This is a genomic window from Paenibacillus sp. OK060, assembly GCF_900101205.1.
Lineage (GTDB): Bacteria > Bacillota > Bacilli > Paenibacillales > Paenibacillaceae > Paenibacillus > Paenibacillus marchantiae.
The window spans coordinates 533,858-546,238 of sequence record NZ_FNFR01000003.1 but is presented as its reverse complement, the minus strand read 5'-3'; the positions used below and the strand labels follow the sequence as shown (position 1 = coordinate 546,238).

Below are 12,381 nucleotides of genomic sequence, written 5' to 3'. Positions count from 1 at the left end.
GCACCAGAACGCTGGCGTAGGCAGGACAAGAACCGGGCAGAACGAAAGAAACACGTTCATTGCCCTTTTTTCGTGCTTTTTTTGCCCGCTAACCTGTCTCCCAGATCGACAAAAGCATCTAGATCTCTTCGCAAGCAAACACTGATTTTTGTTGTTGCCAAACCAGATGGACTTTGCTAAGATGGGAAAAATAGTTTATGTAAGCGTATACATTTATGGGAAAATTACAACGTTGTAATTATAAGCTTAAGTTTATATCTACTTCATCAATCGATTCATATTTGTATTAATATTCCATTATTAAAGGGGTTTAACGGTTTTTTTATTTAAGGGGATGATTTGATTTATGCATGAAGTGGCATGTTTATGTCCAAAAATTCAAACGTTGTAATTTTATTGTGAAGGGGAGTCTAAAAGGTGAAAAATCGCATGTCCACGCTGTTCAGCCTGATCAAACGGGATAAGTATTTGCTGCTGATGTTCTCACCCATTTTTCTGTATTACGTCATCTTCATGTATGTTCCCATGCCGGGCATGCTGCTGGCCTTCCGCAATTTCATGCCGGGGCAGGGAATGTTCAGCGGGGAATGGGTGGGCCTGAGGTGGTTTGATCAGTTCGTGAATTCCATCTACTTCTGGAGGCTGCTGCGCAATACGTTTTTGCTCGCCTTCCTGCCGCTCCTGTTCGGCTTCTCCATCCCCATTCTGTTCGCCGTCTGTATTGTAGAAATCAAGAATCAGACGTTCAAGCGGTTCGCCCAGACCGTCACCTACCTTCCGCATTTCATCTCCACCGTCGTGGTCGCGGGCATGATTATTAACTTCCTGTCACCCACGGACGGGATCGTGAACACCCTGATTGCCAAGCTCGGTATGGAGAAAGTGAACTTCATGATGGACGCCGGATGGTTCCGAACGATATTCACCAGCTCCGATATCTGGCAGAGCTTTGGTTTCAGCTCCATTATCTACATTGCAGCCATTATGGGCATTGACCCCGAAATGTACGATTCCGGCAAAATTGACGGCGTCAACAAATTCCAGGAGCTATGGCACCTGACACTTCCCAGCATCAAGCCAACGATTGTCATCCTGCTGCTCCTGTCGCTTGGCGGTATCATGAGCGTAGGATTTGAGAAAGTATATCTGCTCTATAACGGTGCTACCTATGAGACCGCAGACGTGTTGTCCACCTACGTATACCGAATGGGGATTGAAGGACAGAACTACGGATTTGCGACAGCCGTCGGCCTGTTCAACTCTATTATCACCTTTGTGCTTGTGTTCGCGGCTAATACGATGACCCGGCGTCTGACCAAGATGTCACTCTGGTAAGACCATATCCCGACCCAAAGGAGACCTGTATGCAAAAATCGAGAAGTGACCGGTTATTCTACGGATTTGTCTACCTGCTGACCATATTGGCAGTCGTCGTTACGCTGTATCCTTTTCTGTACGTGATCAGCATTTCATTCAGCTCAGTTGATGCGATTGACAAACAAAAGGTTGCGTTGTGGCCAGTAGGATTCACCTTGTCCGGGTACAAGATGGTGCTCCAATACCGGGAGTTGTGGGTGTCCTTCTATAACACCCTGTGGTACACCGTTATAGGTACATTGCTGAATATTGTAGCTACGTGCCTCGCTGCATTTCCGTTATCCAGGCAGCAATTTTTCCTGCGCAGAAAGCTGAACTTTTTCATCGCCTTCACCATGTATTTCTCGGGTGGACTCATCCCGGTCTACATGCTGATTACGTCACTGGGGCTATATAACACCCGCTGGGTGATGGTGCTTCCTGTGCTGGTCATTACGTTTAACGTCATGATCTGCCGCTCAGCCTTTGAGGGTATTCCGAATGAAATCTTCGAGAGTGCAAGCATAGACGGGGCCAATGAACTGACGATGCTGTATCGTCTGGCGATACCCATTATCAAGCCAACGCTTGCTGTGCTGACGCTATATTACGCCGTATTCCACTGGAACAACTTCTTCTCAGCCCTGCTATATCTGGGCAAACAGGATATGCAGCCCTTGCAAATGTTCCTACGCAGGGTGCTGATCATGGCATCACCGGAGGTCATGCAAAAAATGGGCGGCACGATGACCACGGGTGCGCTCGCGGTGTCCACACTTCAGGTTCGGTATGTGTCGATTGTGGTCAGCATTCTGCCAATCGTTACGATCTACCCTTTTATCCAGCGGTACTTCGTCAAAGGGATTACCCTCGGAGCCGTGAAAGGATAGCCTTATTGATCACCATGCATCACCCAAGGTTGTTCATAACAAGGAGGAATAACGGATGATAATCAGAGGGGCCGGAAGAAAAAGTGTTCTCGCGGTGATTCTTGCTATCAGTCTCGCCGGATGCAGCAGCAGTACAGGATCAGGGGGAGATAAGGGCAGTGCTTCACCAAGCTCGGAGCCAGCGTTCAACTACACAGGGGCAGGTCCGGTAACGGACCAGAAAGATGCCAAGCTGTCGATTCTCGGGACTAACGCATGGACGACTAACGTGGATCTCTCTACTGCGGAGATTGTGAAGAAAATTGAGAGTAATGCCGGGGTAACAGTCGATTGGGATCTCATTCCGCCGCAGAATTATGCAGATGCGGTGAATCCAAGGCTTGCGGCTGGAACGGGATTGCCGGATATCGTCTATCTGCCAGATCAGGATCAGCTCATGAAATACATTAACAGTGGTCTGTTTATTCCGCTGAATGACCTAGTGGAGAAGTATGGTGTGAATCTCAAAAAAATATACGACAAATCCCCATCCGTCAAAGCCAGTTTAACGACGCCAGATGGTAAAATGTATTATGTTCCGCAGCAAACGCTTACGAAAAACTACATGCCCTTGTTTATGGTGAATGAACGTTGGTTGAAGAAGCTGGGACTGAACGAACCTGCGACACTGGATGAGTTCACAGCGATGCTGCGCAAATTCAAGACAGACGACCCGAACGGTAACGGCGAGGCGGATGAAATACCGTTGTCCATGGAATCCAAGTTTGTGCCGATGGCATTTGGTCCTGCTTTTGGTCTTGATCTGTCCAATCAGTTCTATGCGGATGACCAGGGTAAGGTACATTTCAGCTATTATGAGCCTGCCTACAAGGAATATCTGACATACCTGAACGGGCTGTACAAAGAAGGACTGCTCGGGGTGGACTATGCCAGTACCACAAGTGATCAGGTGACCTCCCGCATCTCGCAGGATGTAACCGGAGCCACGTTTAATTTTAGCTGGTACATGTCGATGGTCTACAGCCCGCTGTTCAAGGATTATGATCCGACGGAGCCCATCTTCAAAGGCATTCTGCCACTGAAAGGACCGCATGGAGACCAGTTCTATATTGGACGTACTCCTGTGAGTGGGATTTTTGGAATCTCCAAAGATAGCAAAAATCCTGAACTCGCCTTCCGTTTCCTGGATTATGCGGTTAGTGAAGAAGCGCAGACGTATTATACGTGGGGAATCAAGGATGATACGTACACCGAAGAGAATGGCGTGAAGACATTCACGGACAAAGGCAAAGATAATGACTATATCCAGAAACTCGGCATTGGTCCCGTGAATCTGCCGAACATTCAGTCTACCGATTCGGCGGATTCCGTTGTGGCCGAATGGCATGCCAAGCTCGACAAGGAATTGGAGCCTTACATCCACGAGCCGTTTCCATTTGTATATGCTCTGCCAGATGAGGCGAGTGTAGAGAGCATGTCCATGCCGGATATTACGACATATGTGGAAGAGATGAACTTCAAATTTATAAGTGGAGATGCCAGTCTGGACCAGTTTGATAGTTATATTGAGACTTTGAAAAAAATGAACATTGAGCAGGTTATTGCCGGCAGACAGGCGCAATATGACCGGTATAAGGCTGCACAGCAATAAGCTTCCGAAGGGTTGAGAGGTGTTGATTGATTTTGATAACCATTAAGGACATTGCCAAATTAGCGGGAGTGAGCTACAGCACAGTATCCAAGGCGCTCAACGGTGATCCCCGTATCAAACCGGCGACGCGGCAGAAGGTGCTCGCGGTTGCGGAGAAGCATCTATATCGAAAAAACATTATGGCACAGCAGCTTTCAACCGGCAGAAGCAACATTATCGGCTTTGTTCTTGATGAACTGAGCAATCCGTTGTTCTCGAATATATCGGGCAATCTGCATGCGGAGCTGAAGAAGCGGGGATACCAGATGATTTTGGTCGTCGCGGATGATGGGCTGGATGTTTTCAGCCAGCTTCGCGTGGATGGATGTATCCTGTGGGATTATGCGCTGGACAATCGGGATGCCTTCTGGAAAAAGTTCGCGACACTCAACATGCCATGTTTTGTGCTTGGTACAGATGAAGCCCCGAATTCCCCTTACATCAAGATTGACCGGAAAGAGGGCATATACAAAGCGGTTGAGCATCTGAAATCACTGGGACATAGCCGAATTGGTTTCATTGGCAACTCCCAAAATATCAAGCTTGAAGGGTATCGGGAAGCGTTGCAGCGCACAGGCCTTGATTTTGATCAACGCCATGTGCTGCCTGCACATTCCTCCTGGGAGGATGGTTATTTTGCCATTCGGAATTATACGTTTGAATCAGATTCGCCAACTGCATTTATTGGCTTGAACAACCTGGTGACCCGAGGCGCGCTGCGGGCTTTGCTGGAAGCGGGCTACAATGTGCCGAATGATATTTCGTTAATCGGTTATGATGATCTGCCGGATATGCAGTATGCCGAGGTGGCGCTAACCACCATTGGCCCGCCGCTGGATGAACTGGCAGCACAGGCAGCAGAGTTGATCGTATCGTTGATCCGTGATGAGCAGACGGATTATCCGGTGATTATCCAACCGAAGCTGAATCATCGCAATTCGACGGCAGTTTGCCGTCAGCGGGTGTCTGAGCATTAAGGATAGGCTGAGTACAACATTCAAGGTCCAGGGAGGGTTCTTTTATGCAAGTACAGACGCAGTTATCTTGGTCGGAGCGAATAGCGGAGATGATTTGCCAGCAAGGCGATGGAGAGGGCTATCATGTGTTTCCTTCGGAACGGTGGGCATATGTTCAGGGAATGACGTTAATGGCAATGGCACGCACTGGCAAGCAATACGGCAAGGACGAGTATGTTTCTTTTATGAAAAGACATATGGATCTGTATGTTCAGGAGGATGGTTCCATCGGAACGTATTCCCTGGAAGAGTACAACCTGGATCAGATCAATCAGGGCAAGAACCTGTTCGAATTGCTGGAAACCACCGGCGATCAGCGATACGCTGAAGCCGCACATCTGCTCGCAGCCCAGCTCTCAGGACAGCCCCGAACGTCGGAGGGCGGATTTTGGCACAAAAAAATCTATCCGTTCCAGATGTGGCTGGATGGATTGTATATGTCGTCCCCATTCTTGGCGCATTATGCTAAGACGTTTGACCGACCTGATCTGTGGGATGAAGTGGCTCATCAGATTTTGCTAATCGAACGCAAGACGCGTGATCCGCGCACGGGTCTGCTCTATCATGGATGGGATGAATCGAAGGAGCAGGTCTGGGCCGACTCCGTAACCGGATGCTCCGCACACTTCTGGAGCCGGGCGATGGGCTGGTATGCGATGGCGATCGTGGATAGTCTGGAGCACTTCCCGATTCATCATCCGAAACGGGGCACAATCATTGGCATCTTCGAGCGCATGTGTAATGCATTGGTACGTGTACAGGAGCAGGAGAGCGGGCTCTGGTTCCAGGTGCTGGACCAGGGATTCCGCAAGGGCAATTATCTGGAAGCTTCCGGTTCAAGCATGTTTGTGTATGCCATGGCGAAGGGCGTTCACTTGCGTTACCTTGAGCCGCATTTCAGGCAGGCCGCAGAGAAGGGATGGCATGGACTGACGTCCCGTTTGATGGAAGAAACGGAGGAAGGCGTGAAGCTGAACGCGATCTGTCACGGGGCAGGGCTCAGTCTGGATCGGGATGGTTCATACAGTTATTATGTCGGCGAGCAGATTGTAAGTGACTCGTTCATGGGCATGGCACCGCTCTTGCTGGCTGCGCTGGAAATGGAGCGATTGCCATGAACAAACCTCTGTCACATGGATCAGATGTGGATCTGTACAGGAATGGTTACCTGGTTGCTGCGGACGGAAGCGGCGATTTTCCCACTATTCAGGCTGCCATTGATGCGATTCCGGCCGACTGCACTGAAAAGTATACGATTCGCATAAAGCCAGGCACTTATATTGAAAAACTACACATCGAGAAGCCGATGGTTCACCTCGTCGGCGCGGGAGCTGATCAGACTATCATCACGTATGATGATTATGCGCTCAAGAAGTTCCCGAACGGGGAGTTGTATCATACCTTTCATTCTTACACGACCTTTATTGGTGCAGATGAGTTCACCGCTGAAGGACTTTCCTTCATCAACTCGGCTGGACCTGGTCGTGAGGTGGGTCAGGCGTTGGCTGTCTACGTGGATGGGGACCGGGCAGCCTTCAGGCATTGCCGATTTATAGGTCACCAGGACACGATCTTTACCGGACCGCTGCCCGAGCAGCCCATTGACCGGAGTTTCTTCGGGGGGCCGCGTGACGGGGCAGAGCGGCGGAAGCTGCGCCAATATTATGAGGACTGTTACATTGAGGGCGATGTGGATTTTATTTTTGGCTCGGCTACGGCTGTGTTTCAGGGCTGTGAGATTTTTGCGAAGAATCGCTTGAGCGATGTTGCTGCTGCAGAGGGAGAAGTGAATGGCTGGATCACGGCTGCTTCCACACCAGAGGATGCACGTTATGGCTATGTGTTTATCGATTGTGACCTGACCAGCAACGCCCCCGTTCAGTCCGTATATCTAGGCAGACCGTGGCGTAATCATGCCAAAGTCTGCTTCCTGAACTGCTGGATGGGGGCGCATGTGAAGCAGGAGGGCTGGCATAACTGGAACAAGAACGATGCGGAAGCGACGGTAGCGTACTTCGAATATCATAGTGCCGGACCTGGGGCCGGAAGTGTGATGGGGAGAGTTCCATGGTCGAAAATACTCAGTGATCAGGAAGCGGCCGAATATAGTGTGCCTGTTATTTTATCCGGTGAGGATGGGTGGCAACCTTTCGAAGGTATGCTGTCATTTGAACTAGTCTCCTCGAAGTTACAATAAGCGTGGTAATACATCCGTTTATTTATAAAATAAAATAAAAAAAGGCCATCTATCAAGTCTCTTAATGACTTGGTAGATGGCCTTTTTGTGCGGTATATTACATTTTTCGCCCCCCATAGAAATAATTTATCCCTTATCTCAATTGCATTTTACTGATTAAATACAGGGTGAGGATCTGTAAATTCCCTGTAAATTTGGATGATGTCTGCAAAAAAAGAAAACGAGAGGGAAGGTCCATTTTGATAAGGGAAGGGAGTGAAGCGATACTCATCGTCAGACGGTTTTATAAGCTCTATAGATCGCGGATCACATGTAAGTGCACCAGTGAAGCTTTGTTTGCAAGGTGAAAATAATCTGAATACAGGAGGGATTTTGCTTGAATCAAGCTGTTCGATTCCGCCCGGTCATTACATTCGCTTTGGCATTTCTTCTGATTATTACGTGGTTTGCACCAAGAGCAGACGCCGCTGCCCAGTGGCAGGCAGGCACCGCATACAAACAAGGAGATCTAGTAACCTATTTAAATAAAGATTATGAATGTATTCAGCCCCATACGGCTTTGACCGGATGGGAGCCCTCAAATGTGCCTGCATTGTGGAAATACGTGGGGGAAGGTACGGGAGGAGGAACTCCAACTCCGGATACGACACCACCTTCCGTCCCTGCAGGTTTAACCTCATCCCTCGTCACGGATACATCGGTCAATCTTACCTGGAACGCTTCCACGGATAATATGGGTGTCACCGGATATGAAGTGTACCGGAATGGTACTCTCGCGGCGAACACTTCAACGACTACGGCTGTAGTCACAGGACTGACAGCTGGCACCACATATGTTTTTACAGTCAAAGCAAAAGATGCGGCAGGCAATCTGTCCGCAGCAAGCACCTCTCTCAGCGTTACCACTTCCAACGGATCTTCGAATCCTGGGCCTAGCGGCAGCAAATGGCTGATCGGCTACTGGCACAACTTCGATAATGGCTCTACCAACATTAAACTGCGCAACGTTTCAACAGCTTATGATGTTATTAATGTCTCCTTTGCCGAGCCGATTTCACCCGGCAGCGGAACGCTCGCTTTTACTCCGTATAACGCTACGGTAGAAGAGTTCAAGTCGGACATTGCGTACCTTCAAAGCCAAGGGAAGAAGGTACTGATTTCTATGGGGGGAGCCAATGGCACGATTGAGCTCACCGATGCGACCAAGAGACAACAGTTCGAGGATTCCCTAAAATCCATTATTTCGACTTACGGATTCAATGGTCTCGACATCGATCTTGAAGGAAGCTCCCTGTCTTTAAATGCGGGCGATACCGACTTCCGCAGTCCAACGACTCCGAAGATCGTTAACCTGATTAACGGCGTGAAAGCGCTTAAATCACACTTTGGTGCCAATTTTGTCCTGACGGCTGCACCGGAAACGGCCTACGTACAGGGCGGATATCTGAACTATGGTGGTCCTTGGGGGGCGTATCTTCCAGTGATTCACGCCTTGCGCAATGACCTGACCCTACTTCATGTGCAGCACTATAACACCGGTTCGATGGTGGGGCTGGATGGACGTTCTTACGCTCAAGGTACAGCCGATTTCCATGTCGCCATGGCCGAAATGCTGCTTCAAGGGTTTAACGTAGGTGGAAGCTCGGGTCCATTCTTTAGCCCTCTGCGTCCGGACCAAATTGCGATTGGCGTACCAGCTTCCCAGCAGGCGGCTGGAGGCGGCTATACGGCGCCAGCTGAGCTGCAAAAGGCATTGAATTATCTGATCAAAGGAGTATCATACGGCGGCTCCTATACCTTGCGCCAGCCTGCGGGCTATACCGGTCTCAAGGGTATTATGACCTGGTCAATCAACTGGGACGCGTATACGAATAACCAGTTCTCGAACGCACATCGTCCATTCCTGAATGGGCTTAGCACGCAAAAGACAGAGGAGGTTGTGTATTAAATGATACATTTAAATAAACACACTGCATTTAAGAAGACTGCAAAGTTTTTCCTTGGTCTGTCCCTGCTCTTATCCGTCATCGTTCCTTCCTTCGCGCTCCAACCTGCTACGGCCGAAGCAGCAGATTCTTATAAAATTGTTGGTTACTATCCGTCCTGGGCTGCGTACGGCAGAAACTATAATGTAGCCGATATCGATCCGACCAAAGTGACGCATATCAACTATGCTTTTGCTGATATTTGCTGGAACGGCATTCATGGAAATCCGGACCCTTCGGGCCCCAATCCTGTAACCTGGACCTGTCAGAATGAAAAAAGCCAAACGATCAATGTACCGAACGGAACAATCGTGCTCGGCGATCCATGGATCGATACGGGCAAGACATTTGCAGGGGATACGTGGGATCAGCCCATTGCAGGTAATATCAATCAGCTTAACAAGCTGAAACAAACCAATCCTAACCTGAAGACTATTATCTCCGTCGGAGGATGGACGTGGTCCAACCGTTTCTCTGATGTAGCCGCGACTGCTGCAACCCGGGAGGTCTTTGCTAACTCTGCCGTGGACTTCCTGAGAAAGTACAATTTTGACGGAGTAGATCTGGACTGGGAGTACCCGGTATCAGGCGGTCTCGATGGTAACAGCAAACGTCCTGAAGATAAGCAAAACTACACATTGCTCCTGAGCAAAATCCGTGAAAAATTGGATGCAGCGGGAGCTGTGGACGGCAAGAAGTATCTGCTTACGATTGCAAGCGGTGCGTCTGCGACCTATGCTGCCAATACGGAGCTTGCAAAAATTGCTGCCATCGTCGACTGGATTAACATTATGACATACGATTTTAACGGGGCTTGGCAAAAGATCAGCGCACATAATGCGCCATTGAACTATGATCCTGCAGCTTCAGCCGCTGGCGTGCCAGATGCCAATACATTTAATGTGGCAGCCGGAGCACAAGGGCATCTGGATGCAGGCGTACCGGCCGCTAAACTCGTGCTTGGTGTTCCATTCTACGGTCGTGGCTGGGATGGATGCGCACAAGCAGGCAACGGCCAGTATCAGACGTGCACGGGTGGTTCTTCCGTTGGAACATGGGAAGCAGGCTCCTTTGACTTCTACGATCTGGAAGCCAATTACATCAACAAAAACGGGTATACGCGTTACTGGAATGACACAGCCAAAGTGCCATATCTCTATAATGCGTCCAACAAGCGCTTTATCAGCTATGACGATGCGGAGTCCGTTGGATATAAAACGGCTTATATCAAGAGCAAAGGACTCGGCGGAGCGATGTTCTGGGAGCTCAGCGGTGACCGTAACAAAACACTTCAAAACAAACTGAAAGCCGATCTGCCTACTGGAGGTACAGTGCCACCAGTAGATACGACGGCACCAAGCGTACCCGGGAATGCTCGTTCGACAGGTGTGACGGCAAACTCTGTGACGCTGGCTTGGAATGCTTCAACGGATAATGTAGGGGTTACCGGTTATAACGTCTATAATGGCGCTAATCTTGCGACATCGGTCACCGGAACGACAGCAACAATCAGCGGACTTACAGCGGGTACTTCATATACCTTCACGGTAAAAGCAAAAGATGCAGCAGGTAATCTGTCTGCAGCCAGTAATGCTGTAACTGTAAGCACAACGGCTCAGCCGGGAGGCGATACGCAAGCGCCAACTGCACCAACGAACCTTGCGTCGACGGCACAAACCACATCCAGCATAACGCTGAGTTGGTCGGCATCCACTGACAATGTGGGTGTAACGGGTTATGACGTGTACAACGGAACGACACTGGCAACAACGGTAACCGGTACGACGGCAACGATCAGCGGACTTGCTGCGGATACCTCGTATACATTTACGGTAAAAGCAAAGGATGCGGCAGGCAACGTGTCTGCAGCGAGCAACGCGGTGAGTGTGAAGACAGCCGCCGAAACGACAAATCCTGGTGTATCCGCATGGCAGGTCAACACAGCTTATACTGCGGGACAACTGGTCACATATAGCGGCAAGACGTATAAATGTTTGCAGCCCCACACCTCCTTGTCAGGATGGGAACCATCCAACGTTCCTGCCTTGTGGCAGCTTCAATAGTTAAAAATTGAAATACAACATTTTTAATTGAAATGTGCAGTGTTGGCGAGCTTAGTTAGTGGAAAGAGAATATGACACATGGATTGTTTCTCGGCGCTAAACAGAAGAAGATAAGAAAAGGGAAGACCAAAAACCACCGGCTCTTGATCCGGTGGTTTTTGGCTATGGTATGTCAAAGCAGGCTCCAACAAGGCTTTGCCCTACTTAGTTTATCTAGAAGAAATATACTCGGACATAATTAGAAACTTCAATTAGAAATCAAAGTTGTCCGGGTCAGGTCCAACGCGAACATCTTCGTTCAGGGCGCTAATACGCTCCATCTCATCATTGGACAATTCAAAGTCGAAGATGGAAGAGTTCTCGACGATACGTTTTTCCTTGGTAGACTTGGGAATGGTAATGACACCGTTTTGCAAGTCCCAGCGCAGGATGACTTGTGCTACCGATTTACCTTTTGCAGTGGCAATTTCGGTCAGAACCGGATTGTCCAGAAGTTGACCCTGCATCAGCGGCGACCAAGCTTCCAATTGAATTCCGTTTTTCTCACAGAATGCTTTAAGTGGAGCTTGAGTCAGACGAGGGTGGTACTCCACCTGATTAATTGCTGGCTTCACTTCAGCATCCTGCAACAGATCTTCAAGATGATGAATCTGGAAGTTGCTGACGCCAATGGCTTTAATGCGGCCTGCTTTGTACAGCTGCTCCATCGCTTTCCATGCGCCTTTATATTTCCCTGCTTTTGGCCAGTGAATTAGATACAGGTCCAGGTATTCCAGTCCAAGTTTGTTCAGCGTTGTCTCATATGCCGCAAGCGTCTCATCATATCCGAGGTCTGCGTTCCACACTTTGGACGTAATGAACAATTCTTCACGTTTCAGATTATTCTCTCTCAATGCCTCAGCAATCGCTTGGCCTACACCGGATTCGTTGCCGTATATAGCAGCTGTATCAATACTGCGGTAACCGTGAGCAATGGCTTGTTTAACGGCCTCGATTAATTCAGCTCCTTCTTCTACCTTAAATACGCCCAGTCCGAACCAAGGCATATGAACGCCGTTATTTAAAGCTACTGTGGATTGTAAATGTTGTGCTGTCATGTGAAGTCCTCCTCATATTATGAATCAAAATGATAGTAACGATGTTAAACGATAAATTCTAGTTTCCTTCATTAAGTCATAGTAGAT

General features: G+C 49.0%; 9 protein-coding genes. 8 read left to right on the top strand and 1 reads right to left on the bottom strand.

Translation table 11 applies throughout. The features are described from left to right. The first annotated feature begins 417 nt into the window (after positions 1-417). The 8 genes from BLS14_RS14095 (at position 418) to BLS14_RS14060 (ending at position 11,197) form a co-directional block, all read left to right on the top strand. On the top strand, positions 418-1,335 hold the full coding sequence (locus BLS14_RS14095) for an ABC transporter permease (RefSeq protein ID WP_063565906.1): 918 nt from the start codon (positions 418-420) through the stop codon (positions 1,333-1,335). Between the two features lie 29 nt (positions 1,336-1,364). Further along, positions 1,365-2,246 carry a carbohydrate ABC transporter permease gene (locus tag BLS14_RS14090; RefSeq protein WP_063565907.1) on the top strand — a complete coding sequence of 294 codons (882 nt, stop codon included), beginning with the start codon at positions 1,365-1,367 and terminating at the stop codon, positions 2,244-2,246. Between the two features lie 55 nt (positions 2,247-2,301). Continuing rightward, complete coding sequence (locus BLS14_RS14085) at positions 2,302-3,897, top strand: extracellular solute-binding protein (RefSeq protein ID WP_090952370.1); 1,596 nt, start codon at positions 2,302-2,304, stop codon at positions 3,895-3,897. 32 nt (positions 3,898-3,929) lie between these two features. Next, positions 3,930-4,913, top strand: coding sequence for a LacI family DNA-binding transcriptional regulator (locus tag BLS14_RS14080; protein ID WP_176854516.1), 984 nt, complete (start codon positions 3,930-3,932; stop codon positions 4,911-4,913). A 44-nt stretch (positions 4,914-4,957) separates the two neighbouring features. Next, positions 4,958-6,070 (top strand): glycoside hydrolase family 88/105 protein, encoded by a 1,113-nt coding sequence (locus BLS14_RS14075; protein WP_090952365.1) that lies wholly within the window; start codon positions 4,958-4,960, stop codon positions 6,068-6,070. After that, entirely contained in the window at positions 6,067-7,149 is a 1,083-nt protein-coding gene (locus BLS14_RS14070; RefSeq protein WP_090952358.1) for a pectinesterase family protein, read from the top strand. The genes BLS14_RS14075 and BLS14_RS14070 overlap by 4 nt, the downstream gene beginning before the upstream one ends. A gap of 376 nt (positions 7,150-7,525) precedes the next feature. Then, positions 7,526-9,097: a chitinase gene (locus BLS14_RS14065; protein WP_090952355.1), complete on the top strand. Its 1,572-nt coding sequence runs from the start codon at positions 7,526-7,528 to the stop codon at positions 9,095-9,097. Further along, the gene (locus tag BLS14_RS14060) at positions 9,098-11,197 is read left to right on the top strand and encodes a glycosyl hydrolase family 18 protein (protein ID WP_090952353.1); all 2,100 of its coding nucleotides are present in this window, start codon (positions 9,098-9,100) and stop codon (positions 11,195-11,197) included. 251 nt (positions 11,198-11,448) lie between these two features. Here BLS14_RS14060 and BLS14_RS14055 read toward each other — a convergent pair whose 3' ends face one another. Continuing rightward, positions 11,449-12,294: an aldo/keto reductase gene (locus BLS14_RS14055; RefSeq protein ID WP_090952350.1), complete on the bottom strand. Its 846-nt coding sequence runs from the start codon at positions 12,292-12,294 to the stop codon at positions 11,449-11,451. Positions 12,295-12,381: the final 87 nt, after the last annotated feature.

What these genes read in the sequence shown, in the direction of transcription:
- BLS14_RS14070 (WP_090952358.1), top strand. Translation starts at nt 6,067, where the DNA reads ATGAACAAACCTCTGTCACATGGATCAGATGTGGATCTGTACAGGAAT.
- BLS14_RS14060 (WP_090952353.1), top strand. Translation starts at nt 9,098, where the DNA reads ATGATACATTTAAATAAACACACTGCATTTAAGAAGACTGCAAAGTTT.
- BLS14_RS14055 (WP_090952350.1), bottom strand. Translation starts at nt 12,294, where the DNA reads ATGACAGCACAACATTTACAATCCACAGTAGCTTTAAATAACGGCGTT.
- BLS14_RS14090 (WP_063565907.1), top strand. Translation starts at nt 1,365, where the DNA reads ATGCAAAAATCGAGAAGTGACCGGTTATTCTACGGATTTGTCTACCTG.
- BLS14_RS14075 (WP_090952365.1), top strand. Translation starts at nt 4,958, where the DNA reads ATGCAAGTACAGACGCAGTTATCTTGGTCGGAGCGAATAGCGGAGATG.
- BLS14_RS14085 (WP_090952370.1), top strand. Translation starts at nt 2,302, where the DNA reads ATGATAATCAGAGGGGCCGGAAGAAAAAGTGTTCTCGCGGTGATTCTT.